This is a genomic window from Mesorhizobium sp. PAMC28654 (genome assembly GCF_020616515.1).
Taxonomy (GTDB): domain Bacteria; phylum Pseudomonadota; class Alphaproteobacteria; order Rhizobiales; family Rhizobiaceae; genus Mesorhizobium.
This window is the reverse complement of record NZ_CP085135.1, coordinates 385,403-410,111: the sequence shown is the minus strand read 5'-3', so window position 1 is coordinate 410,111 and position 24,709 is coordinate 385,403. Positions and strand designations below refer to the sequence as shown.

18 protein-coding genes and 2 pseudogenes are annotated in these 24,709 nt (G+C 62.4%); 13 read left to right on the top strand and 7 right to left on the bottom strand.

All coding sequences use genetic code 11. From position 1 onward, the window contains the following. Window positions 1–96 precede the first annotated feature (96 nt). Both LGH82_RS01955 and LGH82_RS01950 read left to right on the top strand, forming a co-directional pair. The gene (locus LGH82_RS01955) at window positions 97–471 is read left to right on the top strand and encodes an MbcA/ParS/Xre antitoxin family protein (RefSeq protein WP_227347070.1); all 375 of its coding nucleotides are present in this window, start codon (window positions 97–99) and stop codon (window positions 469–471) included. Beyond that, window positions 431–1,198, top strand: a complete 768-nt coding sequence (locus tag LGH82_RS01950) for an RES family NAD+ phosphorylase (protein WP_227347069.1) — start codon at window positions 431–433, stop codon at window positions 1,196–1,198. The genes LGH82_RS01955 and LGH82_RS01950 overlap by 41 nt, the downstream gene beginning before the upstream one ends. A gap of 67 nt (window positions 1,199–1,265) precedes the next feature. On the opposite strand, the pseudogene LGH82_RS01945 reads toward LGH82_RS01950, so the two are convergent. The 3 genes and pseudogenes from LGH82_RS01945 to LGH82_RS01935 form a co-directional block, all read right to left on the bottom strand. Beyond that, a pseudogene (locus LGH82_RS01945) lies at window positions 1,266–2,633 on the bottom strand (class II 3-deoxy-7-phosphoheptulonate synthase). Between the two features lie 191 nt (window positions 2,634–2,824). Continuing rightward, window positions 2,825–6,322, bottom strand: coding sequence for a transcription-repair coupling factor (gene mfd, locus LGH82_RS01940; RefSeq protein WP_227347068.1), 3,498 nt, complete (start codon window positions 6,320–6,322; stop codon window positions 2,825–2,827). Window positions 6,323–6,394: 72 nt separating this feature from the next. Further along, window positions 6,395–6,682 (bottom strand): succinate dehydrogenase assembly factor 2, encoded by a 288-nt coding sequence (locus tag LGH82_RS01935; RefSeq protein WP_227347067.1) that lies wholly within the window; start codon window positions 6,680–6,682, stop codon window positions 6,395–6,397. A 93-nt stretch (window positions 6,683–6,775) separates the two neighbouring features. On the opposite strand from LGH82_RS01935, the gene recG reads away from it, so the two are divergent. Next, entirely contained in the window at window positions 6,776–8,884 is a 2,109-nt protein-coding gene (gene recG / locus LGH82_RS01930; RefSeq protein ID WP_227347066.1) for an ATP-dependent DNA helicase RecG, read from the top strand. Here the strand turns inward: recG and LGH82_RS01925 are convergent. Together LGH82_RS01925 and glmS are read right to left on the bottom strand one after the other, a co-directional pair. Continuing rightward, window positions 8,836–9,594 carry a DUF502 domain-containing protein gene (locus tag LGH82_RS01925; protein ID WP_227347065.1) on the bottom strand — a complete coding sequence of 253 codons (759 nt, stop codon included), beginning with the start codon at window positions 9,592–9,594 and terminating at the stop codon, window positions 8,836–8,838. The two genes, recG and LGH82_RS01925, sit on opposite strands and share 49 nt — an antisense overlap. A 93-nt stretch (window positions 9,595–9,687) precedes the next feature. Further along, a pseudogene (gene glmS, locus LGH82_RS01920) lies at window positions 9,688–11,509 on the bottom strand (glutamine--fructose-6-phosphate transaminase (isomerizing)). 272 nt (window positions 11,510–11,781) lie between these two features. Between glmS and LGH82_RS01915 the strand changes: the two are divergent. Beyond that, complete coding sequence (locus LGH82_RS01915) at window positions 11,782–12,177, top strand: MAPEG family protein (protein ID WP_227347064.1); 396 nt, start codon at window positions 11,782–11,784, stop codon at window positions 12,175–12,177. A gap of 48 nt (window positions 12,178–12,225) precedes the next feature. Beyond that, a complete protein-coding gene (locus LGH82_RS01910; protein WP_227347063.1) occupies window positions 12,226–12,600 on the top strand; it encodes an ADP-ribosylation/crystallin J1 in 375 nt (124 codons plus the stop codon). Here LGH82_RS01910 and glmU read toward each other — a convergent pair. After that, on the bottom strand, window positions 12,597–13,973 hold the full coding sequence (gene glmU / locus LGH82_RS01905) for a bifunctional UDP-N-acetylglucosamine diphosphorylase/glucosamine-1-phosphate N-acetyltransferase GlmU (protein WP_227347062.1): 1,377 nt from the start codon (window positions 13,971–13,973) through the stop codon (window positions 12,597–12,599). The two genes, LGH82_RS01910 and glmU, sit on opposite strands and share 4 nt — an antisense overlap. Window positions 13,974–14,494: 521 nt before the next feature. Between glmU and LGH82_RS01900 the strand changes: the two genes are divergently transcribed. Further along, entirely contained in the window at window positions 14,495–14,944 is a 450-nt protein-coding gene (locus LGH82_RS01900) for a hypothetical protein (protein ID WP_227347061.1), read from the top strand. A gap of 173 nt (window positions 14,945–15,117) precedes the next feature. Continuing rightward, on the top strand, window positions 15,118–15,450 hold the full coding sequence (locus LGH82_RS01895) for a hypothetical protein (RefSeq protein ID WP_227347060.1): 333 nt from the start codon (window positions 15,118–15,120) through the stop codon (window positions 15,448–15,450). A gap of 60 nt (window positions 15,451–15,510) precedes the next feature. On the opposite strand, the gene LGH82_RS01890 is transcribed toward LGH82_RS01895, so the two are convergent. Further along, window positions 15,511–16,257 (bottom strand): cytochrome c biogenesis CcdA family protein, encoded by a 747-nt coding sequence (locus LGH82_RS01890; RefSeq protein WP_227347059.1) that lies wholly within the window; start codon window positions 16,255–16,257, stop codon window positions 15,511–15,513. 179 nt (window positions 16,258–16,436) lie between these two features. Between LGH82_RS01890 and LGH82_RS01885 the strand changes: the two genes are divergently transcribed. The 6 genes from LGH82_RS01885 to LGH82_RS01860 all read left to right on the top strand — a co-directional run bounded on the left by LGH82_RS01885 (window position 16,437) and on the right by LGH82_RS01860 (window position 24,649). Further along, on the top strand, window positions 16,437–16,814 hold the full coding sequence (locus LGH82_RS01885) for a hypothetical protein (RefSeq protein ID WP_227347058.1): 378 nt from the start codon (window positions 16,437–16,439) through the stop codon (window positions 16,812–16,814). A 442-nt stretch (window positions 16,815–17,256) separates the two neighbouring features. Further along, entirely contained in the window at window positions 17,257–19,878 is a 2,622-nt protein-coding gene (gene topA, locus LGH82_RS01880; protein WP_227347057.1) for a type I DNA topoisomerase, read from the top strand. 6 nt (window positions 19,879–19,884) lie between these two features. Next, window positions 19,885–22,191, top strand: coding sequence for a ribonuclease R (gene rnr, locus LGH82_RS01875; protein WP_227347056.1), 2,307 nt, complete (start codon window positions 19,885–19,887; stop codon window positions 22,189–22,191). Then, window positions 22,191–22,619 carry a DUF983 domain-containing protein gene (locus LGH82_RS01870; protein WP_227347055.1) on the top strand — a complete coding sequence of 143 codons (429 nt, stop codon included), beginning with the start codon at window positions 22,191–22,193 and terminating at the stop codon, window positions 22,617–22,619. The genes rnr and LGH82_RS01870 overlap by 1 nt, the downstream gene beginning before the upstream one ends. A gap of 91 nt (window positions 22,620–22,710) precedes the next feature. Next, window positions 22,711–23,451 carry an NUDIX hydrolase gene (locus tag LGH82_RS01865; protein WP_227347054.1) on the top strand — a complete coding sequence of 247 codons (741 nt, stop codon included), beginning with the start codon at window positions 22,711–22,713 and terminating at the stop codon, window positions 23,449–23,451. A gap of 22 nt (window positions 23,452–23,473) precedes the next feature. Next, window positions 23,474–24,649, top strand: a complete 1,176-nt coding sequence (locus tag LGH82_RS01860) for an MFS transporter (protein WP_227347053.1) — start codon at window positions 23,474–23,476, stop codon at window positions 24,647–24,649. Window positions 24,650–24,709 lie beyond the last annotated feature (60 nt).

Here is a 24,709-nt window from a genome sequence, read left to right as displayed (position 1 = left end):
TTTCGCCTCCCATCTTTCGACTTTGGCTGCCCTTGCCCTTTCCATGTGAATTTTTGTGGCCTATATTTTCCATAGAAATGGAAGGGTGCGTGCGCGATGCAACTCCAGACCGCAGCCAAGACAGCCGAGAACGCAGTCCTGACCAAGGCAACGCTGCGCGCGGCTGATCTGCTGGACATTACCGCCAGGATGCTGGCCTCTGTAATCGGCGTCTCCGAAGCGACGGTTTCGCGTATGCGCAGGCAGGAATTCCTGCTGGAACGCGGCACCAAGCCATTCGAGCTCGCCGTGTTGTTCGTCAGGCTGTTTCGTTCGCTCGACGCCATTGTCGGAGGTGACGAGACCGTTGCCCGGGCGTGGCTGAAGAATTCCAACACGGCGTTCGACGCCACGCCGCTTGAAAAAATCCTCACCATCACCGGGCTCGTCGATGTCATCGCCTATCTGGACTCCCGACGCGCTCTCGTCTGAAGCCGTAAGCCTCGAAGGCAAATACTGGCGCATGGTCGAGGCGCAGCACCGTGTCTCGACGCTGAAAGTCGTCGACACGCTGGATGAGCAGGCAGTGCTCGAAGACCTCATCGAGGAAACCAAGCCACGAATCCCGCTTGAGTGCCGGCACCTCCATTATCTGCTGGCGACGCCCTTCCGCTACGGCTCGGTCTATCCGCATGGCTCCCGCTTCCGCCGTGCCGGCAGGACCAAGGGCGTCTACTACGCGGCGGAGACCATGATGACCGCCGTATCCGAAATGGCCTTCTACCGGCTGCTGTTCTTTGCTGAATCGCCGGGTACGCCCTGGCCACGCGACGCCGCCGAATACACCGCCTTCGCCGCCGCGATACGCTGTGCAAGAGCCGTCGACCTGACCCGACCGCCGCTTGACCGCGACGACGCGACATGGGCCCATCCTAAGGACTACGCGGCCTGCCAGGACATTGCCGATGTCGCGCGCGAAGCCGGACTGGAAGCGATCCGCTATCGCTCGGCACGCAACCCCATCGGCGCCAACATCGCGCTGCTCACCTGCCGTGGCTTCGCCAAGCCGAAGCCGATCGAACCCCAGACATGGCGCATTCGTCTCGGCGCCTTCGGCGTGCAGGCAATCTGCGAATTCCCGGAAAAGCGGATCGAGTTTTCAAGGACGGCTTTTGCCGATCCAAGGCTCAAGGACCTGCGTTGGGAACGCGGGCGCTGATTTCAAATTGAAAAGGCGCCAGATTTCTCCGACGCCCTTTTTGATACATTCAAATATCGAAACAATATTAGCCGTTTACGGCCTGCTTGTGCTGGACCGGTTGGCTCTTCTTCAACAGATCCGAGACCAGGAACGCCAGTTCGATCGCCTGATCTGCATTGACGCGGGTCGCAATGTGTGTGGTAGCGATCGTGCAGTTCCTCGGCGGTGATAGCGCGGGCGCCACCGGTGCATTCCGTGACATTCTTGCCGGTCATCTCGACATGGATACCGCCCGGATGAGTGCCTTCGGCGCGATGCACCTCGAAGAAGGTCTGCACTTCCTTCAGGATGCGGTCGAACGGCCGCGTCTTGTAGCCGGCGGCCTCGATGGTGTTGCCATGCATCGGGTCCGACGACCAGACCACGCTGCGGCCTTCCTTCTTCACCGCGCGCACCAGCTTCGGCAGATGATCGGCTACCTTGTCGGAGCCGAAGCGCGCAATCAACGTCAGCCGTCCCGGCTCGTTCTCCGGGTTGAGCAGGTCGATCAGTTCAAGCAAACCATCCGGCGTCAGCGACGGACCGCATTTCAGGCCGAGCGGGTTCTTTATGCCCTTGCAATATTCGACATGCGCATGATCGGGCTGGCGGGTGCGGTCGCCGATCCAGATCATGTGGCCTGACGTGGCGTACCAGTCGCCGGAGGTCGAATCGACGCGGGTCAGCGCTTCCTCATAGCCAAGCAACAGCGCCTCGTGGCTGGTGTAGAAATCCGTCTCGCGAAGCGCGTAATTGGTTTCCGAGGTGATGCCGACGGCCTTCATGAAGTCCATCGTCTCGGTGATGCGGTTGGCGAGCGACTCGTATTTCTCGCCCTGCGGGCTGTCGGACACGAAGCCGAGCATCCAGCGATGCACATTCTCCAGGCTGGCATAGCCGCCCTGCGCGAAGGCGCGCAGAAGGTTGAGCGTCGCCGCCGACTGGCGGTAGGCCATCTCCTGGCGGGCAGGATCGGGAATGCGCGACTTGGCGTCGAACTCGATGCCGTTGATGATGTCACCACGATAGCTGGGCAGAGTCACATCGCCCTTGGTCTCGTTGTCGGACGAGCGCGGCTTGGCGAACTGGCCGGCAACGCGACCAACCTTCACCACCGGCTGTGCGCCGGCGAAGGTCAGCACGACCGACATCTGCAGGAACACGCGGAAGAAGTCGCGGATGTTGTCCGCGCCATGCTCGGCAAAGCTCTCGGCGCAATCGCCGCCCTGCAGAAGGAATGCGTCACCGGCAGCGACAGCCGCAAGCTGCTTCTTCAGCTTGCGCGCCTCACCTGCACCAGCGGCGGAAAGGTGGCAAGTTGTGCTTCCGTGTTCTTCAGCGCGGCAAGGTCCGGATAGGCAGGAACCTGCTTGATCGGCTTTGCTCTCCACGAATTCGGCGACCATTTCGTCATCGCTGCACCCAACGCTCTTTCCGAGCAATTCCAGGAAAAGTGTAAAACGGCTTTCCGTCCGGAATTGCGTCAAACAACCAAGCGAGCGCCATCGCCCGCCATTTCGACCCCTATGTGGGGATCGCGGCTCCATACACGAAGCCGATTTCCTATTCTAGACCGGATTTGACCGCCTGGCGAATGGGACGCGCCTAGGCGGCCTTGTCGACCAGCTTGGCCAGTTGCGTCATCACCACTGCCGAGCCAGCCAGGCGCTTTTCCGGCGTCGGCCAATCCCGGGCGAAGACGACGCTGTGGTCCGGCCGGATCTTGGCCAGCGAGCCCTGCTCGCCGATGAACTTGACCAGCCCGACCGGGTTGGAGAACTCGCGCTTGCGGAAATGGATGACGACGCCCTTTGGCCCGGCATCGAGCTTCTCGACATTGGCCTTGCGGCAGAGCGCCTTGATGAAGACGATCTTGAGGAGATGCTTCACCTCTTCCGGCAACGGTCCGAAACGGTCGATCAGCTCGGCGCCGAAGGCATCGATCTCCTCGGTGTTTTCGAGATCACCGAGACGACGGTATAGCGCCAGCCGCAGCTGCAGGTCGGGAACATAGCTTTCCGGGATCATCACCGCCGTGCCGACGGCGATCTGCGGCGACCAGCCGCCGTCCTGAACCTCGCCGGAATCCTTCACCTCGGCGACAGCCTCTTCCAGCATCTGCTGATAGAGTTCGAAGCCCACTTCCTTGATGTGGCCGGACTGCTCTTCGCCCAGAAGATTGCCGGCGCCCCTGATATCGAGATCGTGGCTGGCGAGCTGGAACCCGGCGCCCAACGTGTCGAGCGACTGCAGCACCTTCAGCCGGCGCTCGGCCGTATCGGTGAGCTTGCGGTTGGCGGGCAGCGTGAACAGCGCGTAGGCGCGCACCTTGGAGCGCCCGACACGACCGCGCAACTGATAGAGCTGCGACAGGCCGAACATGTCGGCGCGATGGATGATCAGCGTGTTGGCGGTCGGGATGTCCAGGCCGGATTCGACGATGGTCGTCGACAGCAGCACATCATACTGGCCGTCATAGAAGGCGTTCATGATGTCGTCGAGTTCGCCCGGCGGCATCTGGCCATGGGCTACCGCGACTTTCAGTTCCGGAACAGACTCCTTCAGAAAATCATGGATTTCCGCCAGATCGCTGATGCGTGGAACGACGTAGAAGGAATGGCCGCCGCGATAGCGTTCCCGAAGCAGCGTCTCGCGGATGACCAGCGGATCGAAAGGCGAGATGAAGGTGCGCACCGCCATGCGATCGACCGGCGGCGTAGCGATCAGCGAGAGTTCGCGTACGCCCGTCAGCGCCAGTTGCAGCGTGCGCGGGATCGGCGTCGCCGACAGCGTCAGCACGTGGACATCGGTCTTGAGGTCCTTCAACCGTTCCTTGTGCTTGACGCCAAAATGCTGCTCCTCGTCGATGATCAGCAGGCCGAGATTCTTGAACGAGATCGACGAGCCAAGCAGCGCGTGGGTGCCGACGACGATGTCGACCTGCCCCTCGGCAATGCCCTTCTTGGTTTCAGCCAGTTCCTTGGCGCCGACCAGCCGCGAGGCCTGGGCAACGCGGATCGGCAAGCCGGAGAAACGCTGCGAAAACGTCTTGAAATGCTGGCGCGACAACAACGTCGTCGGCACCACCACCGCGACCTGGAACCCTTCCATGGCGGCAATGAAGGCGGCGCGCAGCGCCACTTCGGTCTTGCCGAAGCCGACGTCGCCGCAGATCAGCCGGTCCATCGGCTTGCCGGCGCCAAGATCGTCCCGCACCGAGTCGATCGCCGTCTGCTGATCGTCGGTCTCCTCATAGGGGAAGCGTGCCGCGAACTCGTCATAGAGGCCGTCCGCCGGCACCAGCGCGGGTGCTGCACGCATCTGCCGTTCGGCGGCGATGCGGATCAATTGGCCGGCCATGTCGAGCAGGCGGCGCTTCAGCTTCGCCTTGCGCGATTGCCAGGCGCCGCCGCCAAGCTTGTCGAGCGTCGCCTCGGCTGAATCCGAGCCGTAGCGCGACAGAAGCTCGATGTTTTCAACCGGGAGGAACAGCCGATCATCGCCGGCATAGTGGATTTCGAGGCAATCATGCGGCGCGCCAACCGCTTCGATGGTGCGCAGGCCGATGAAGCGGCCAATGCCATGATCGGTGTGAACGACGATATCGCCAGATGACAGGGCGGAGGCCTCGGCGATGAAGTCGGAAGCGCGTTTCTTGCGCTTCGAACGCCTGATCAGCCGGTCGCCCAGAATGTCCTGCTCGGCGACGACGACAAGTTTTTCGGTCTCGAAGCCGGATTCCAGCGGCAGCACGGCCAGTGCCGCCTGCCCCGGCTCGAGCTTTTCGGCTTCTGCCAGCGTTGCAACCTGCTTGAGATTGCCGAGGTGGTGCTCGGCCAGGATCTGCCCGAGCCGGTCGAGCGAGCCTTCGGTCCAGCCTGCAACAACGACGCGTCGGCGGGCCGCCCGCTCATCGCCAATGTGTTTTACGACGACATCGAAGACGTTGATGTTGGGATCGGCGCGTTCCTCGACAAAGCTGCGACCCTGGCGCGAACCGGCGTGATAGACCTTTTTCGCACCGGCATCCGGCGCATCGAATGGCGTGAAGTCGATCGCTTCGCGTGGTCCGAGCGAGGCGACCAGATTTTCCGGCGACAGGTAAAGCAGGTCTGGCGGCACCGGCTTGTAGGGCACGGCGTCCTTCAATGCGGCGTCGGCCTGCTTCTTGCGCGCCTCGTAATGATCGAGGATCAGCGTGTGGCGCTCGGCCAGGGCCTCGTGCGCCAGATGGTCGAACACCACCGGCGTTTCCGGCAGATAGTCGAAAACCGTCTCCAGCTTTTCGTAGAAGAATGGCAGCCAGTGCTCCATGCCGGCGAAACGCCGGCCTTCGCTAACCGCTGCATAGAGCCCGTCGTCGCGCTGGGGTGCGCCGAACGCTTCGATATAGGAGCGGCGGAAGCGGCTGATGGTTTCGGGCGTCAGCGCCACCTCGCTCATCGCCTGCAGCGCCATCGACTTGCGCTGGCCGGTGGTGCGCTGGGTCGCGGCGTCGAAGACGCGGATGGATTCCAGTGTGTCGCCGAAGAAGTCGAGCCGAAGCGCCTCGGTCCAGCCCGGCGCCAGGAGATCAAGAATGCCGCCACGCACCGCGAATTCGCCAACGCCACGCACGGTCGGCACCCGCTCGAAGCCGGAGATCTCCAGGCGCGATATCAGCGCGTTCATGTCGATCTGGTTGCCGGGTTTTGCGTGGAAGGTCTGCGCCTCGACGAGGCCGGCCGGCGGAATGCGCTGCAGCAGTGCATTGGCGGTGGTCAGGATGACCGCGCGATGCGGCTTCCGGGCCAGCGCGATCATGGCGGTAAGCGCATCGAGCCGCCGCGCGGCGACATCGGAACCGGGCGATACGCGGTCGTAAGGCAGGCAATCCCATGCCGGCAGGTCGAGCACCGGCAGGCCCGGTGCGGCGAAGGCCAGCGCCTCGACGATTGCCGGCAGGCGCTGTCCGTCACGCGCCACGAACAGCACTGGCTTGTCGGGAGCGATCTCGAGCGCCGTCTGCACCAGCGCGAAGGCCTCGTAGCCATCGGCGACGCCGTCGACGATGAACTGGCCGGCGCGGCCCTTGGGCAGGCCGATTTTGGGAATAAGGGTCATGAAATCACGGTCTTGTCTTGTCGCAATTCCGGACGGAAAACCGCTTCGCACTTTTCCTGGAATTACTTGTGTTTAGAATGTCATGGATCGGCGTGAGGCCAGGATTTTTTGCAGAACGCTGCAATCAATGTCCGCCGGAACTGGTCGCTCTCCGGTGATCATCGGCAGGAATTCGGTGTCGGGAATATCCAGGAGCCTCTCATATTGGTCGATTTCATCACCGGTCAAGGCGTCGATCTCGGCATCGGCGAAGCTGCCCAGGATCAGGTCCATTTCGCGCATGCCGCGATGCCACGAGCGGAACAAAAGCTTGCGGCGGCGGGCGTCGAGCCCTTCGCTTGATCGTGTCGTTCCGGTCATCGTGCGGGATCCTGGGTCTTGAACGGCGCATATAGCGTGGATAGACAGCGGTGTCAGCCTTGCGCTGTGACCGTCTCGACATAAGCTGACATCATGCGCCCTTCCCTCCTCGATCCGTTGTTCGTCCCGATCACCTCGCTTGCTGGTGTCGGACCGAAGGTTGGCGCGCTGATCGAGAAGGTCGTGACAGCCGACCTCGGTGACCGGGCGGCGCGCGCCGGCGACCTCCTGTTCGTGCTGCCGCACACCGTCATCGACCGCCGCGACCGGCCGGGCATCGCAGGTTCCGCCGAGGGCCAGATCGTCACGCTCGACGTGCGCATCGACCGTCACCAGCCGCCGCCGCGCGGCAACCGATCGGTGCCGTACAGGGTCTATGCCCATGACGACACGGGCGAGATCGCGCTGACCTTCTTCCATGCCCACGCCGCCTATCTCGAAAAGGCGATGCCCGAGGGCGAGCATGTCATCGTTTCCGGCCGCATGGAATGGTTCAACGGCCGCCCGTCCATGGTCCATCCCGACCACATTGCGCTGGCCAGCGAAGCTGAAAACCTGCCGCTGGTCGAGCCCGTCTATCCGCTGACGGCGGGACTGTCGGGCAAGGTGCTGCGCCGGGCGATCGGCCAGGCACTCGGCCGTCTGCCTATATTGCCCGAATGGCAGAATGCTGAGTTTCTGCGCCGTCGTACATTTCCCGCTTTTGGCGACGCGCTTGCCCGCATCCACAATCCAGCCGACCCCATCGATGTTTCCGTTGACGGCGCGGCGTGGCGGCGGCTCGCCTATGACGAGTTGTTGGCGGGCCAGGTGTCGTTGGCGCTGGTGCGGGCAAAGGTCCGCCGCCTGTCCGGCCGCCCGCTGATCGGTGACGGCCGCATCGTCGAAAAACTGCGTGCGGCCCTACCTTATTCGCTGACCGCCAGCCAGGAATTCGCACTGGCCGAGATCAACGCCGACCTCGCCGATCCCGAACGCATGCTGCGGCTGTTGCAGGGCGATGTCGGCTCCGGCAAGACGGTGGTGGCGTTGCTCGCCATGGCCCGCGCCGTCGAGGCCGGCGGCCAGGCGGCGCTGATGGCGCCTACCGAAATCCTGGCGCGGCAACATCTCGCCACGATCGCGCCGCTGGCCGCAAAAGCCGGCATGAAGGTAGCCGTCCTCACCGGCCGCGAAAAGGGCCGCGAGCGTAGCGACACATTGGCCGGTCTGGCTAACGGTGACATCGACATCGTCATCGGCACACATGCGCTATTCCAGGAGACGGTGACGTTCCACGATCTCGTCTTCGCCGTCATCGACGAACAGCATCGTTTCGGCGTTCACCAGCGTCTCGCCATGACCGCCAAGGGCGACGCGCCCGACATGCTGGTGATGACGGCCACACCCATCCCGCGCACGCTGGTGCTGACCGCTTTCGGCGACATGGACGTGTCGAAGCTGACCGAGAAGCCGGCCGGGCGCCAGCCGATCCGCACCGTCACCCTGCCGCTGGAACGGTTGGATGAACTGGTTGGCCGCATGCACGACGCGGTGGCGGAGGGCCAGAAGATCTACTGGATCTGTCCGCTGGTCGAGGAATCCGAAGAGATCAAGCTGATGTCGGCCGAGGACCGCTTTGCCTCGCTGCAGCCGCTGTTCGGCGACCGGATCGGCCTCGTTCACGGCCGCATGAAAGGCGCCGACAAGGACGAGGCGATGCGCGCCTTCAAGCAGGGCGAAACACGCATCCTCATCGCCACCACCGTGATCGAGGTTGGCGTCGACGTTCCCGATGCGACGATCATGGTCATCGAGCACGCCGAGCGTTTTGGCCTTGCCCAACTTCACCAGTTGCGTGGGCGGGTCGGGCGTGGCGACAAGCCATCGTCCTGCGTGCTGCTCTACAAGGACCCGCTCGGCGAAACGGCAAAACGCCGCCTGTCGGTCATGCGTGAAACGGAAGACGGCTTCCGCATCGCCGAGGAGGACCTGAAACTGCGTGGCGAAGGCGAATTGCTGGGCACCCGCCAGTCGGGCACGCCGGGTTTCCAGGTTGCGCGTATCGAGGCGCATGCCGATCTGCTCGAAGCCGCCCGTGACGACGCGCGCCTGATCCTGTCGCGCGATCCGGACCTGCAATCCGAGCGCGGCGAGGCCCTTCGGCTGTTGCTCTACTTGTTCGGCCGCGATGAGGCCGTGCGGTTGCTGCGCGCCGGCTGAGGCCCTGAGCCTAGCGGCGGGTTGGCGAGTGTTCCGTTGATCGGCTCGCCGTTCACGGTCAGCACCTTCGTCTTGACCTCGGGTGCCACAAGCCCAGCCGAGACGATCAGCTTGGCGCCGTCCTCGATCGTCATGTCGAGCAGCACGATGTCGGATTTCAGCACATACATCAGGAAGCCGGTGGTCGGGTTGGGCGTGCACGGCATGAACACCGCGATCAGCGGGTCGCCTTCCTGATCCAGCTTCTCATTGATCTCGGTGTGCCTCTCGCCAGCGACAAAGACCAGCGACCAGACGCCCTTGCGCGGATATTCGACCAGCCCGACCTGGCGGAACATGTCACCCTTGTTCGACAGCACGGTCTCGAAAATCTGCTTGAGCGACCCGTAAATGCCACGCACCAGCGGCATGCGGCCAAGAAGGCGCTCGCCGAAAGAGACGATGGCCCGGCCGACGATGTTGGCTGCCAGGAAACCGATGAGGGTGATCAGGAACAGCGCCACGATCAGCCCAAAACCCGGTACCGGAAAAGGCAGGTAGGTATCTGGGCTGTATCGGGCGGGAATATAGGGTTTCACCCAGGAATCCACCCAGCCGACAACCGACCAGGCGATGTAAGCGGTGATCGCCAGTGGCGCACAGACGATGAAGCCGGTCAGAAAGTAGTTTCTGAGCCGGGTCATGCCGGAGGTCTTGGGGGCATCGGACATGATTCACCGCGGCGCGCTATTGCGCCGCAACATTAGTGAACCGCTGCCCCGTTTGGAACTGCGAAGTTTTTAAAGACGTCGTGTTGCCAGCGGCTATTCCACCGTCACCGATTTCGCCAGGTTGCGCGGCTGGTCGACGTCCGTGCCCATGAACACGGCGGTGAAATAGGCGAGCATCTGGATCGGCAGCGCGTAGATGATGGGCGAGATGATTTCCGGCACCTCGGGCAGGATGATCGTCTCCATCGTCTTGACGCTCGACTGCGCCGCGCCCTTGGCGTCGGTGATCAGGATGATCTTGCCGCCGCGCGCGGCCACTTCCTGCATGTTCGACACCGTCTTTTCGAAGATGCGGTCATGCGGGGCGATGACGATGACCGGCATGTTCTCGTCGATCAGCGCGATGGGACCGTGCTTCAGCTCGCCGGCGGCATAGCCCTCGGCGTGGATGTAGGAGATTTCCTTGAGCTTCAGCGCGCCTTCCATGGCGAGCGGGAAATTGGTGTCGCGGCCGAGATAAAGCACGTTCTTGTAGTGAGCGAGATCGCGCGCAACCTTCTCGATCTGTTGGTCGAGCTTCAGCACCTGATTGGCAAAGCGCGGCGCTTCCGAAAGCTCGCGCACCAGCGTTTTTTCCCGCTCTGGCGAGATCGTTCCCCGCGCAACGCCCGCGCACGGCAAGCGATGCAAGGACGGACAGCTGGCAGGTAAAAGCCTTGGTCGAGGCGACGCCGATCTCCGGCCCTGCCAGGGTCGGCAGCACCACGTCGGATTCACGCGCCATGGTCGATTCACGCACATTCACCACGGCGCCGATCTTCATCCCCGCCTTGCGGCAATAGCGCAGCGAGGCCAGCGTATCGGCGGTTTCACCGGACTGCGAGATGAAGAAAGCGGCGTCGTTCTTCGACAATGGCATTTCGCGGTAGCGGAATTCCGAAGCGACATCGATGTCGACCGGCAGCCGCGCGTAGCGCTCGAACCAGTATTTGCCGATCAGGCCTGCCAGGTAGGCGGTGCCGCAGGCCGAGATTGCCAGCCGGTTGATCTCTGCGAAATCGAAAGGCAGATCGAGCGGCTTGGAGACGCCGCCGACGAAATCGAGATAATTCGCCAGCGTGTGCGAGATCACCTCGGGCTGTTCATGGATTTCCTTTTCCATGAAATGGCGCCGGTTGCCCTTGTCGACCATGAAGCTGGTCGACAGCGACTGCTGGCGTTTGCGTTCGACCTGTTTGCCGTCGATGTCGAAGATGGCGACGCCATTGCGACGCACCACCGCCCAGTCGCCGTCTTCCAGATAGGTGATCGAATTGGTGAACGGGGCAAGCGCGATGGCATCGGATCCAAGGAACATCTCGCCGTCGCCATGACCGACGGCCAGCGGCGGCCCGTTGCGCGCGCCGACAATCAGATCCTCGTCGCCCTTGAACATGATGGCCAGCGCAAACGCGCCTTCCAGCCGCTTCAGCGCCTGGTGCGCGGCCTCGACCGGCTTCAGCCCCCTGGCCAGTTCGCGCGCCACCAGATGCGCGACGACCTCGGTGTCGGTCTGCGAGGTAAAGGCGTAGCCGTCGCGGATCAGTTCCTCGCGCAGCTCGGCGAAATTCTCGATGATGCCGTTATGGACAATGGCGACGCCATCGGAAAAATGCGGATGCGCATTGGTCTCGTTCGGCACACCATGGGTTGCCCAGCGCGTATGGCCGATGCCGATCGTGCCGCCGAGCGGCTCGTCCTTCAGCCGGCGTTCGAGATTGACCAGCTTGCCTTCGGCGCGGCGGCGGCCGAGCTGACCATGTTCGATGGTGGCGACACCGGCGGAATCATAGCCGCGGTATTCGAGCCGTTTCAGCGCATCGACAATGAGTGGCGCGACTTGCGACTGACCAACAATTCCAACGATACCGCACATGCAGACAACCCCCGATTCCCCGCAGAAAACCCAGCGCTATTTAGGGATGGCCGGCCTGCCGCGAAAGTCACATTGCATTTCGTCCCGTATCAGCCGGAACGCTCCTGCACGCATGCATCATGACAGACCGCTCTTGCAATCCCGTTACCATTATCATCAGGATTTTTGCGATTTTCCGGGCGTTGGCCGTTGCCGCCACACGGTATTGCCAGAATGCTGTTTCCGGTAGAGTGGCGCGACGAAACACGGCCCGTTGGAAAAGGAACGCCACAATGGAACGCTACTACCCGGTGGCAATAGTGACCCTTCTTTGTGGCCTCGCCGTATTCGGCATGGCGCTCACGGTCGCTAAAACCCATTCCAAGACTGGAATACATGCCCCCACCATGACCGGCGACCCGCTGCTCGAGCGGGCAATTCGAGCACATTCCAATACGCTCGAATGGCTGCCGATCTTTCTCCCCGCCTTGTGGCTGTTCGCCATCTACTGGAGCGCCACATGGGCGGCAGGCCTCGGCGTTCTGTGGCTTGTCGGCCGTGTGGCGTACTTCGTCGGATATCTCTCTGCCCCTTTGAAACGATATCCTGGATTTTTCATTCAGACCGTGGCGGCCCTTGCACTGTTGCTGGGCGCACTCGGGCGAATTATCTATCTGTGGCTGGCGTAATGGGATGCCCGCGATCACTTTGCCGCGGTCCAGTCAGGCAGCAAGGCGATGAGTGAAATCAGAGACGTCGTGACACTGTGGCGCCCGGTCGGCCCCCAGGAACTTGAGCTCATCGAAGGCTCGGGGATGCGGGCGTTTCCGCCACGCTTGCCGGACCAGCCCATCTTCTACCCGGTCCTGTCCGAAGCCTATGCCGTGCAGATAGCGCGCGACTGGAATGTACCCGCCAGTGGCGCGGGCTATGTCACGCGGTTCGATGTCCTGAAAAGCTTTCTCGACCGGTACCGGGTCGAGCACGCCGGCAGCAAGGCGCATCTGGAATATTGGATTCCTGCTGAGAACCTTGCCGATTTCAACCGGGCAATCGTCGGCAGGATCGAGGTGACCGCCGCTTTCGGCAAGGATGCCGCCAGTTGCCGCTAATGGTCAGCGCCTGACGCCTTCTTCTTCGCGGCCGCGGCCGAAGCGAAGCGCTCGCGCAATTCCTTGCCCTTGCCCGGGATCGTCTTCTGGCGGGCGCGACCGAAGGCCAGCGCATCATCAGGCACGCTTTCGGTGATCACGCTGCCGGAGGCGATATAGCCGCCCTTGCCGATCGACACCGGTGCCACCAATGAGGAATTCGAGCCTATGAAAGCGCCCTCGCCGATGTCGGTGAAGAATTTCGAGTAGCCGTCATAGTTGCAGGTGATGGTGCCGGCGCCGATATTGGCGCCCGCGCCGACCCGAGCGTCGCCGATATAGGTGAGGTGATTGACCTTGGCGCCTTCCTCGATAACAGCCTGCTTGACCTCGCAGAAATTGCCGACCTTGGCCTTGTTCCTGAGGTCGGCGCCCGGCCTCAGTCGGGCGAACGGTCCGACATCGCAGTTCGATGCGATCGTGGCGCCTTCGATGTGGCTGAAGGCATGGATCTTGGCTCCACCAGCAATTTTCACCGCCGGCCCGAACCAGACGTTTGGCTCGACAATCGTGTCGGCGCCGATCTCGGTGTCGTGGGAAAAGAACACGGTTTCCGGCGCAATCAGCGTCACGCCGGACAGCATCGCCTCACGCCGGCGGCGGGTCTGCCAGATACCTTCAGCCTGTGCCAGTTCGGCGCGGTTGTTGATGCCAAGCGCGCTCTCGAAACTTGCTTCGGTGGCCACGACATCAAGCCCCTGCGCCCCGGCAATCTCCACGATGTCGGTGAGGTAATATTCGCCCTTGGCATTCTTGTTGCCGACCGCATCGAGCAGCTTCAGCGCCTGGTTGCCGGCCACCGCCATCATGCCGGCGTTGCAGAAAGTGATCTTCTTCTCTTCCTCGCTGCAGTCCTTTTCCTCGCGGATGGCGACGAGCTTGCCGCCTTTCTCGATCAGCCGGCCATAGCCGGCAGGACTGGGCGGACGGAAACCGATGACCACGACAGCCGCACCTTTGGCCAGCTTCTGCCGCGCCAGGATGAGCGCCTCCGGGTCGATCAGCGGCGTGTCGCCGAACATGACCAGGATATCGTCATAACCCCTTGATATCGCTTCGCGCGCGGCAAGCACCGCATGTGCCGTGCCCAGCCGCTTCTCCTGCACGAACGTCTCCGCCTTCGGAGCGAATTTCTGCGCTGCCTTGCGCATCTCGTCGGCCCCGTGGCCGATCACCAGCGCCTGGCTGCTGGCGCCGGCGGCTTCAGCCGCCTTCGCCACATGGGCGACCATCGGTAGCCCGGCGATCTGGTGCAGCACCTTCGGCAGCGCACTCTTCATGCGCGTGCCCTCGCCGGCGGCGAGGATGACGGACAGGCAGGATCTCTGACTCATGGAATGGCAACCGTAAGAAAAGGAGTTTGGAATCAACGCATGCTAGCAGTGGCGAAGTGCTTCACCAATGCGGTTAAATTCCGGTGAGCCGGTGGAGCAACTGCCTCTTGATCAGCGGGTCCAGAGCCCGATCCGTCGCACTCACGACAATCAAATCAGGAACTTGATTTCCTGCTTGCCCATCAGAGTCACTGCCCAGGCAGAAAATGGGAGCGGTGGCAGGCGACGTCAGCAAACCTTCGCGCACCGCGCTGGCAGAGCAGGGGGCGCGAGTATGGCCGCATCGCCACAATCAGAGCGAATAAATACGCCTTTTTTCCCGGCTTGCCTGTCGGGCTTTTCCCGACTCGGGGCGGATAAACCGAACAGGGATGCCCGCTTAAAACCTGACTCAATACGTGGGTGAATCACAATTGTTTAAATTCCGTATCGACCGATGATGAGATCGTTAACTTTGCCATCACGGATTGGTTGTTGGCAAGAAGTAATCAATACGCACATCTCAGGAAGAGGATGCGGCTATGAAAAAGATCCTTCTCGTTGCAGCAATTCTGGTTGCCTTTACTGGCTACTCCGACGCTATGTCTGTCGGAAGCGGTAATGGAAACGGCAATGGCAACTCAGGCGTCGGAAACGGCAACGGAAACGGAAATGGCAATTCCGGTATCGGCAACGGTAACGGCAACGGTAACGGTAATTCCGGCATCGGCAACGGCAACGGTAACGGCAACGGCAATACCGGTGTCGGCAATGGCAACGGCAACGGCAACGGCAACGGCGGCACCGGAGGTACTGGTGGCACGGGTGGTACTGGCGGCACGGGTGGCACGGGTGGCACCGGCGGCACGGGTGGTACTGGCGGCACGGGTGGTACTGGCGGCGGAAGCAATAGCCGATCCGGCTCCTCCCAGACGTCGGTCTCGACGGTCTGCGGTGGTTTCCACTCTTTCGAAAGCATTTGCCCTAAGTAAGAGTAATAGTAATAGTACGAGTACGAGTAAAAGTAACGTTGGCCGGCAACGGTAATGCTGGCAACGGCACAGCGCCGGCCAACGGAAATTGGGCTATCACAGCAGCCGGACCAGCATACCGGGCCGGCAACGGGGGCTTCAGAGGCAAACGGCAACTCTCCGTGAGGTGAACGATGGCCAACAACACATCAACGATCACCGTCCTGCTCATGTTCGCTGTCGCTTTGGCGGTAGCGTTTTCCGTGACCTCCGTGATGGCTGGTAGCGGAAATGGAAACGGCAATGGCAATGTCGGCAACGGCAATGGCAACGGCAATTCGGGAAACGACAACGGCAATTTCAACACCGGCAACAACAACGGCAACGACAACGCCACCGATGGGAACGGCAACAGCAATGTTGGCAACGATCAGGGCAATGGCGGGGCCAACAACGACGATGCCGCACGACTCAAAGCTTGGCTTGACAAGTTGCAGAACAACCTTTCCGGCAATCCGCTTCAATGAGAACGGCTTGCAACCGGCCGGGTTGACAACGCCGCCAGCGAACTTGCCTTGGCGCGCTGCCTACCCCAGTCGGCCAAGCACCGGGAAATTTTCCAGCAGCCAATAGGACACGGTCTGCACGCCGCCGGTGAGGAAGAAGACGCCGGCGACGACCAGCAATGCCCCGATGGCCTTTTCTACGCGACCGAGATGGACGCGGAATTTTCCAAGGAAACGCATGAAGGCGCCGGAAAACAGCGCCGCGATCAGGAACGGAATGCCGAGGCCGAGCGAATAGGCGGCAAGCAGCAATGCGCCCTCGCCAACCGTCTCGCGTCCGCCGGCCAGCGTCAGGATCGGCCCAAGCACCGGGCCGATGCAAGGCGTCCAGCCGAAGGCGAAAGCCAAGCCCATGACATAGGCGGCGACAGCGCTTGCCGGCTTGCCCTGCGACTGGAAGCGCGCCTCGCGCGACAGCAGCGGAATGCGCAGTATGCCGAGGAAATTCAGCCCCATCAGGATGATGAGCACGCCGGCTCCCATCGCCAGCGGCTCCTGCCAGACGCGCAGCAGCCGGCCGATGGTCGAGGCTCCGGCTCCGAGCGCCACGAAAACGGTGGAAAAACCAAGCACGAAAGCGAGCGAGGAATAGAGCAGCGCGCCGCGCGCGACAGCCTTCGCGGCGGTGCCCGCATTGCCGCGGAAATCGTCTACCGAAACGCCGGCCATGTAGCAGAGATAGGGCGGCACCAGCGGCAGCACGCAAGGCGACAGGAACGAGATGGCTCCCGCCCCGATCGCGCTGACATAGCCGATGTCCAATGCCATTTCCAAGCTCCACTCAGTGGCGCCGATATAGCGACGCCAAGTCTTGTCCGCCAATCACCGTTGCGTGGCAAGTCGTCGCTCCGGTCAAGCGGATTGTCCGGAAGAAACAGTATCCCGAGAGCGTTTGCATGAACGAGGCCGCGATTTGCCGCGCCTCTTTGCATCCCAGGGAGATTTTCATGAAGACGATGATCGTTGGACTGGCCGTGCTTTTGCTCGGCACCGCCGCATCCTTTGCCGCCGAGGCGTGGAAGGAAGCTGATGTCGCAGGCACCAAGATCTACACCGATGCCAACGGCATGACGCTTTACACCTTCGACAAGGACGAGAAGGGCAAGACCAACTGCTACGACAAATGCGCCACCAACTGGCCACCGCTGAAGGCCGAGGCCGGCGCGAAGGCCGACGGCGAATGGACTGTCGTCGACCGCACCGACGGCACCAAGATGTGGGCCTATGACGGCAAGCCTGCCTACACTTTCATGAAGGACAAGAAGGCCGGCGACATGAGCGGCGAAGGTGTTGGCGGCGTATGGCACGTTCTGAAGGCCGATTGAGCCCAAACTGAACCGCTTTCATTCCCGACGGTTCCGGTCGCCGGACAATTCTCCAACCCCGGCGGCCGGTTTCCCATCCGATCCGCCCCGGCGGGGGCGTCGCAAACCCTCGGCCGGGGCGCAACCGGTCCGGCCTCAACGGACAGCTAGTCACCGCGCATTTTCACAAAGGGTGGCGCCGGATCAATGTTCCCCTTATATTCAACGTGATTTGTTCCTCCTTCCGGCTTCGTTGTCGGCTTGCCCTGTGGCAGCAACAACCCAGCTCTTGCCCTCAAATTTCGCTCCGCATCGGCCGATTGCATACATCGCACAAGACATGCATTTTGGGCGTTCGCCCTTGACCGGATGCAAAAGCGCGGCCATGTGAGCGACAAATTGAACGAGATTTCGTCGCGCGCAGCGGAATTCTTCTGCCGCATCACAGCTGATATGAGACCTCATGGACGTAGTCGTCGTCGAATCGCCGGCCAAGGCGAAGACAATCAACAAGTACCTGGGAAAGAACTACAAGGTTCTGGCCTCGTTTGGTCACGTCCGTGATTTGCCGGCCAAGGACGGCTCGGTGCGCCCGGACGAGGATTTTGCCATGTCCTGGGCTGTCGACACGGCCTCGGGCAAACGCCTCGCCGAAATCGCCCAGGCGGTGAAGGATGCCGATGGCCTGATCCTCGCAACCGATCCGGATCGTGAGGGCGAAGCAATCTCCTGGCACGTTCTGGAAGTGCTCAAGCAGAAGCGCGCGTTGAAGGACAAGACGGTCAGCCGTGTCGTCTTCAACGCCATCACCAAGTCGTCGGTGCTGGAAGCGATGGCCAATCCGCGCCAGATCGATGTGCCGCTGGTCGATGCCTATCTCGCCCGCCGCGCGCTCGACTATCTTGTCGGTTTCACACTCTCACCCGTTCTGTGGCGCAAATTGCCGGGCGCCCGCTCCGCCGGCCGCGTCCAGTCCGTGGCCTTGCGCTTGGTCTGCGACCGCGAATCCGAGATCGAGCGGTTCATCCGCGAGGAATACTGGCAGATCGCCGCACTGCTCGGCACTCCGCGCAACGAGACTTTCGAGGCTCGGCTGACCGCGTTCGAGAGCAAGAAGCTGCAAAAGCTCGATATAGCCAACAAGACGCAGGCCGACGACATCAAGTCGATGCTCGAAGGCGCGACCTTCAAGGTCGCCTCGGTCGAAGCCAAGCCGACAAAGCGCAATCCCGGCCCGCCCTTCACCACCTCGACGCTGCAGCAGGCCGCCTCATCGGGGCTCGGCTTTTCGGCCAGCCGCACCATGCAGGTGGCGCAGCGGCTGTATGAAGGCATGGAAATCGGCGGGGAGACCACCGGCCTGATCACCTACATGCGAACCGATGGCGTTCAGATGGCACCGGAGGCGATCTCTGCTGCTCGTGACGCCATTGCCAAGGAGTTCGGACCAAAATATCTGCCCGAAAAGCCGCGCCAATACACCGCCAAGGCCAAGAATGCCCAGGAAGCGCACGAAGCGATCCGCCCGACGGATTTCATGCGCACTCCGGCATCGGTCAGGCAGTATCTCGATTCCGATCAGATGCGGCTCTATGAGTTGATCTGGAAGCGCGCCATCGCCAGCCAGATGCAGCCGGCCGAGATCGAGCGTACCACCGTCGAGATCGAAGCCGTCAACGGCGCCCGCAGCGCCGAGCTGCGCGCTATCGGCTCGGTCGTTCGCTTCGATGGCTTCATCGCCGCCTACACCGACCAGAAGGACGATGACGCGGAAGACGAGGAAAGCCGCCGCCTGCCCGAGATCCGCCCCGGCGAACAGTTGGCACGCCAGGCCATCAACGCCACCCAGCACACGACAGAGCCGCCGCCGCGTTATTCGGAAGCCTCGCTGATCAAGAAGCTGGAAGAGCTCGGCATTGGCCGCCCGTCGACCTATACGGCGATCCTGAAGACGCTTGAGGATCGTGACTATGTCACCATCGACAAGCGCCGGCTGGTGCCGCAGGCCAAGGGCCGCCTGCTGTCGGCTTTCCTGGAAAGCTTCTTCGAGCGCTATGTCGAGTACGACTTCACGGCATCGCTTGAGGAAAAGCTCGACGAGATTTCGGACGGCAAGCTCGCCTGGAAGGATGTGCTGCGCGACTTCTGGAAGGATTTTTCGGGCGCCGTCGCCGACATCAAGGAATTGCGCGTCACCGACGTTCTCGATGCTCTCAACGAAGAGCTGGCGCCGCTGGTTTTCCCCGCCCGCGAGGACGGTTCGAACCCCCGCATCTGTCCAAAATGCGGCAGCGGCAACCTGTCGCTGAAGCTCGGCAAGTTCGGCGCCTTCGTTGGCTGTTCAAACTATCCCGAATGCTGCTTCACTCGCCAGCTCGGCGACGCCGCCAACCCGAATGGCGACAACGGCGGCGGCGATGACGGTACCAAGGTGCTCGGCAAGGATCCGTACACGGCCGAGGAAATCACGCTGCGCAGCGGCCGCTTCGGCCCCTACATCCAGCGTGGCGACGGCAAGGAAGCCAAGCGTTCCAGCCTGCCCAAGGGCTGGACGCCGGAGTCCATCGACCACGAAAAGGCGCTCGCCTTGCTGGCGCTGCCGCGCGATGTCGGCCAGCATCCGGAATCCGGCAAGATGATTTCCGCCGGGCTCGGCCGCTACGGCCCGTTCGTCCTGCATGACGGAACCTACGCCAACCTTGAGAGCATCGAGGATGTGTTCTCGATCGGATTGAACCGCGCCGTCTCGGTGATTGCCGAGAAGCAGCTGAAGGGCAAGGGCGGCCGCAATGGCGGCACCGCCGCGGCCCTGAAGGAGCTCGGCGAGCATCCCGATGGTGGCGGCAAGATCGTCGTGCGTGACGGCAAATACGGGCCTTACGTGAACTTCGGCAAGGTCAACGCCACGCTGCCCAAGGGCAAGGATCCGCAGTCGGTGACGATCGAGGATGCCTTGGCGCTGATTGCCGAGAAGGAAGCCAAGGGCGGCGGCGGCAAGAAGCCGGTCCGCAAGGCTGCCGCGGCCAAGGCACCGGCAACCAAGAAAACGGCGGCTAAGAAGCCGGCAGCAAAGAAAAAAGGATAGGTCAGCGTGGCGCGAAGGATCACCGGTAGAAGTCACGGCGATCCGCGCACCGCCGACAACAGGGCCAAGGTCAAGGACGACTACAAGCCCTCGCGCGATGAAATCCTGCGCTACATCGCCGAAAATCCGGATCGCGCGGGAAAGCGCGATATAGCAAAGGCGTTCGCGCTGCGCGGCGACGACCGCATCTGGCTGAAGGACATCTTGCACGATCTGCAGGACGAGGGCCTGCTGACCAAGGAGCGCAAGAAACTTGCCCGTGTCGGCGCCCTGCCCCATGTCGCCGTGCTCGACATTTTTGGCCGCGACGGCGATGGCGTCTTGCTGGCGCATCCGGTGGAAGCCGTCGGCACCGGCGAGCCGCCTGTCATCTCCATTCGCGTCTCGCGTAGCGGCAACGGCCCGGCACCGGGCATCGGCGACCGCGTACTGGCCAAGACCTTCCCGACCAACGACGCGACTGGCCCCGCCTACACCGGCCGGGTGATGAAGATTTTCGAGAAGCGCACCGATGCGGTCCTGGGTGTGTTTCGCATCCTGCAGGATGGCACCTTCCGCATAGAGCCCGTGGAGCGGCGCCAGCCGGAACTGATCGTCGACAAGGAATTCCAGAACGGCGCGAAGAACGGCGATCTGGTCGAGGTCGAGCCGGCGCGAGCCTCCCGCTTTGGGCTGCCCAGGGCCAAGGTGCTGGCGGTTCTGGGCTCGCTGACCAGCGAAAAGGCGGTCTCGATGATCGCCATCCATGCCCACGATATCCCGCACATCTTTCCGGACGACGTCATCGCCGAGTCCGAAGCCGTCCAGCCAGCCACGATGGCCCATCGCGAGGACTGGCGCGACCTGCCCTTGCTCACCATCGATCCGGCCGACGCCAAAGACCATGACGACGCGGTGTTCGCGATAGCCGATCCGGACGAGAACAACCCCGGCGGCGTGGTTGCCACCGTTGCGATCGCCGATGTCGCCGCCTATGTCCGTTATGGCACAGCACTTGACCGCGAGGCGCTGAAGCGTGGCAATTCGGTCTATTTCCCGGATCGCGTCGTGCCGATGCTGCCCGAGCGTATCTCCAACGACCTCTGTTCGCTGCGCGAAGGCCAGGACCGGCCGGCATTGGCCGTGCGCATGGTGTTTTCGGCCGAAGGCCGCAAGATCAGGCATTCCTTCCACCGTGTCATGATGAAGTCGGCGGCGAAACTCTCCTACCAGCAGGCGCAGGCCGCGATCGACGGAGCCCCGGACGACAAGACCGGCCCGATCCTCGACACCGTGCTGAAGCCGCTCTGGGCCGCCTACGCGGTCCTGAAGCGCGGCCGCGACGGCCGCCAGCCGCTGGAACTGGACTTGCCCGAGCGCAAGATCATTCTCAAGCCTGACGGAACCGTCGACCGCGTCATCGTTCCGGAGCGGCTCGACGCCCACAAACTGATCGAAGAATTCATGATCCAGGCCAATGTCGCGGCAGCGGAGACATTGGAGGCGAAGAAACAGGCGCTGGTTTTCCGCGTTCATGACGCGCCATCGCTGGCCAAGCAGGAATCGCTGCGCGAGTTCCTGCAGACGCTTGGATTGTCGCTGGCGCGGGGCGCGCAGATGCGCCCTGCCCAGTTCAATGGCATTCTGGAGCGCGTACGCGGTGACGACAATGAAGGACTGGTCAACGAGGTGGTGCTGCGCTCGCAGAGCCAGGCAGAATACTCGCCCAAGAATATCGGCCATTTCGGCCTCAACCTGAAACGCTATGCGCACTTCACCTCGCCGATCCGCCGTTATGCCGATCTCATCGTGCATCGCGGACTTATTGCCGCACTCGATCTCGGCCCAGGCGGATTGACGCAGGATGAGGAGGCGCGGCTCGAAGATGTTTCCGTGCTGATTTCCGGCAACGAACGCCGCGCCATGGCAGCAGAGCGCGACACGGTCGACCGGCTGATCGCCGCATATCTTGCCGAGCGTATCGACGATCGTTTCGACGCGCGCATTTCAGGCGTCACCAAGTCAGGACTTTTTGTCCAATTGCCGCAGTTCGGCGCGGATGGTTTCATCCCGGTGTCAACCTTGGGCGGCGATTACTATATATACGACGAAGCGGCCCGCTCGCTTTTCGGAGAACGCAGCGGCAAGGGTTATCAGTTGGCGGATCGCGTCGAGGTTCGCCTGATTGAGGTAGCCCCCATGGCCGGAGCGATGCGATTCGAGATGTTGACCGACCCGAAGCCCCTGCCAGGCTCCAAGCGGTCGTTTCACAAGGCTAAGGGCCGCGCCCGCGCGTCGCAATCGCGTCCAGGTTCGCGCGGCAGGAGACGATGATGGAACAACAGGTTTTCGGTGGCGAACATCACTCGGGCCGGGTCGCGCGTCCGCTGTGGACGGCCGTGAAGCGCGGCATGCTTGGCCGCTGCCCGAATTGTGGAGAAGGCAAGCTGTTTCGCGCCTTCACCAAGACCGTCGACACATGCAGCGTCTGCGGCGAGGAAATTCATCACCATCGCGCCGACGACCTTCCCGCCTATCTCGTGATCGTCATTGTCGGCCACATCGTTCTCGGCGCCTTCATGGGGGTCGAAGCGACATCGACGCTTTCCACCTGGCAGCACATCGCCATCTGGGTGCCGCTGACGATTCTTTTGTCGGTCGCACTGCTGCAGCCTGTGAAAGGTGCCGTCATCGGACTGCAATGGGCCTTCTATATGCACGGCTTTGGTGACGAACACGACGTTATAGAGCCCCATTCCTGAGCCTAGGTCGCGGCCAGAACGGCGCCTGGCGCAACATACCGACCGTGAAAGGCCACTTTCGCTTGCCCGAAGTTTCCGCTAGGTCCTGCGCATGGACGGTATGACCAAGGCGGAAGTCGACAGGATCGAGCGGAGCATGATCGCTCATAGCGACAAGCCAATTCGCCCGCGCGACGCGGCGACCCTGATCCTTCTGGACCGCAAGGGCGAGGAATTCCTCGTCCTGATGGGACGTCGCCACGCCAGCCATGCCTTCATGCCCGGCAAATTCGTCTTTCCTGGCGGCCGCACCGACCCCGCCGACAGCCGTATCCTCACAGCCACTGCACTACACCACCAGGAAGAGGCAAAGCTGCTTGCGGGTCCCGGTCGCATCAGCTTGGCGCGCGCCCGCGCTGTAGCGCTGTCGGCAATTCGCGAGACGTATGAGGAAGCCGGGCTGCTGATCGGCCAGAAAGGCGCCTTTGCGACTGACATCAGCGACTGGCAGGGTTTTGTCGAACACGGCGTGAGACCTTCGCTCGAAACGCTGCGCTTCATCGCACGCGCCATTACGCCGCCCAACCGGGTGCGCCGCTTCGACACCCGCTTCTTCAGCGCCTGGCGCGACGATGTCGCGGTCGAATTGCCGGGTGGCGGCCCGACCAACGAACTCGAGGAACTGGTCTGGCTGCCGCTTGCCAAGGCCAGGGAAGCTGACATACCCGACATTACCCGAATGATCCTGGACGAACTGGAAAACCGCCTCGCCCATGATCCGCTGCTGCGTCCGGGCGGTCCCGTGCCCTTCTACCGGCTTGTCCGCAACCGTTTCACCCGCGAAATTCTGTAAACATCGAGTATTCAGACATCCCATGACGGTCGATACCCAACCACAGGGCGACGAACGCGTACACTGGCTGCCGATGGTGGCGGCGATCTCGTCGATCAGCGTCGTCGGCATTGCCATCGGCCTTGGCATGCCGCTGCTTAGCGTCATCCTCGAAACACGCGGCCATTCGGCGTCGATGATCGGCCTCAATACCGCCGTCGCCGGTCTCGCCTCGATCGCGGGCGCGCCGCTTGCCACCCCACTCGCCATGCGATTCGGTGTGGCCTGGACCATGATTGCCATGATCGCCGCCGGCGCGCTGGCTTTCGTCGGCTTTCATTTCGCGCCAGATTTCTGGATGTGGTTTCCGTTGCGCATCGTGCTGCATATCGCGTTGACGGTGCTGTTCATCCTGTCGGAGTTCTGGATCAGCACATCGGCGCCGCCGCACCGGCGCGGGCTGGTGCTGGGCATCTACGCCACCGTCTTGTCGCTGGGCTTTGCCGCGGGACCGTGGATCTTCGCCCATCTCGGCAGTTCCGGCTTCAGGCCTTTCGGCGTCATCATCGTGCTGGTGACCTTGGCGGCAATACCGGTGCTGGCGGCGCGCAACGAAAGCCCGACAATCGTGGCCGATGGCGAGACCAGCAACTTCCTGCGCTATATCTGGCTGGTGCCGACGGCGACCGCCGCGGTGCTGGTGTTCGGCGCGGTCGAAACCGGTGGCTTTGCGCTGTTTCCAATCTATGGCAACCGCATCGGCTATTCCGAAGCCGACGCGGCACTTCTCTTGACCATGATCGGTCTCGGCAATGTGCTGCTGCAGATACCGATCGGCATGATCAGCGACCGCGTCAGCGACCGCCGGTATCTGCTGCTTGCCTGCGCCACTGTCGGGTTCGCAGGCACGATCTTCATGCCCTTCTTCGCGCAGAACTGGCACCTGATGGCGGCACTTCTATTCGTCTGGGGCGGTGTCGTCGCGGCCATGTACACGATCGGCCTCGCCCATCTGGGCTCCCAGCTTTCCGGTCACGAACTGGCCTCCGCCAACGCCGCCTTCGTGCTCTGCTACGGTGTCGGCATGGTGCTCGGTCCGCAGGCGATCGGCATCGGCATGGATGCTTTTGGGCCTTCCGGATTCGGCTGGTCGCTCGGGCTGTTCTTCGCCGCCTACATGGTGCTCGTCGGCGCCAGGCTCGTCCGCAAGATCCTCTGAGCACGGGCCGCGTGGCCCGACATTCACGATGGCACGGTGACAGGCTGCTGACAGAACCGT

What these genes read in the sequence shown, in the direction of transcription:
- LGH82_RS01865 (WP_227347054.1), top strand. Translation starts at nt 22,711, where the DNA reads ATGGACGGTATGACCAAGGCGGAAGTCGACAGGATCGAGCGGAGCATG.
- topA (WP_227347057.1), top strand. Translation starts at nt 17,257, where the DNA reads ATGGACGTAGTCGTCGTCGAATCGCCGGCCAAGGCGAAGACAATCAAC.
- LGH82_RS01925 (WP_227347065.1), bottom strand. Translation starts at nt 9,594, where the DNA reads ATGTCCGATGCCCCCAAGACCTCCGGCATGACCCGGCTCAGAAACTAC.
- mfd (WP_227347068.1), bottom strand. Translation starts at nt 6,322, where the DNA reads ATGACCCTTATTCCCAAAATCGGCCTGCCCAAGGGCCGCGCCGGCCAG.
- LGH82_RS01950 (WP_227347069.1), top strand. Translation starts at nt 431, where the DNA reads ATGTCATCGCCTATCTGGACTCCCGACGCGCTCTCGTCTGAAGCCGTA.
- LGH82_RS01895 (WP_227347060.1), top strand. Translation starts at nt 15,118, where the DNA reads ATGGCCAACAACACATCAACGATCACCGTCCTGCTCATGTTCGCTGTC.
- recG (WP_227347066.1), top strand. Translation starts at nt 6,776, where the DNA reads ATGCGCCCTTCCCTCCTCGATCCGTTGTTCGTCCCGATCACCTCGCTT.
- LGH82_RS01935 (WP_227347067.1), bottom strand. Translation starts at nt 6,682, where the DNA reads ATGACCGGAACGACACGATCAAGCGAAGGGCTCGACGCCCGCCGCCGC.
- LGH82_RS01915 (WP_227347064.1), top strand. Translation starts at nt 11,782, where the DNA reads ATGGAACGCTACTACCCGGTGGCAATAGTGACCCTTCTTTGTGGCCTC.
- LGH82_RS01900 (WP_227347061.1), top strand. Translation starts at nt 14,495, where the DNA reads ATGAAAAAGATCCTTCTCGTTGCAGCAATTCTGGTTGCCTTTACTGGC.
- LGH82_RS01885 (WP_227347058.1), top strand. Translation starts at nt 16,437, where the DNA reads ATGAAGACGATGATCGTTGGACTGGCCGTGCTTTTGCTCGGCACCGCC.
- LGH82_RS01910 (WP_227347063.1), top strand. Translation starts at nt 12,226, where the DNA reads ATGAGTGAAATCAGAGACGTCGTGACACTGTGGCGCCCGGTCGGCCCC.
- LGH82_RS01870 (WP_227347055.1), top strand. Translation starts at nt 22,191, where the DNA reads ATGGAACAACAGGTTTTCGGTGGCGAACATCACTCGGGCCGGGTCGCG.
- LGH82_RS01890 (WP_227347059.1), bottom strand. Translation starts at nt 16,257, where the DNA reads ATGGCATTGGACATCGGCTATGTCAGCGCGATCGGGGCGGGAGCCATC.
- glmU (WP_227347062.1), bottom strand. Translation starts at nt 13,973, where the DNA reads ATGAGTCAGAGATCCTGCCTGTCCGTCATCCTCGCCGCCGGCGAGGGC.
- LGH82_RS01860 (WP_227347053.1), top strand. Translation starts at nt 23,474, where the DNA reads ATGACGGTCGATACCCAACCACAGGGCGACGAACGCGTACACTGGCTG.
- LGH82_RS01955 (WP_227347070.1), top strand. Translation starts at nt 97, where the DNA reads ATGCAACTCCAGACCGCAGCCAAGACAGCCGAGAACGCAGTCCTGACC.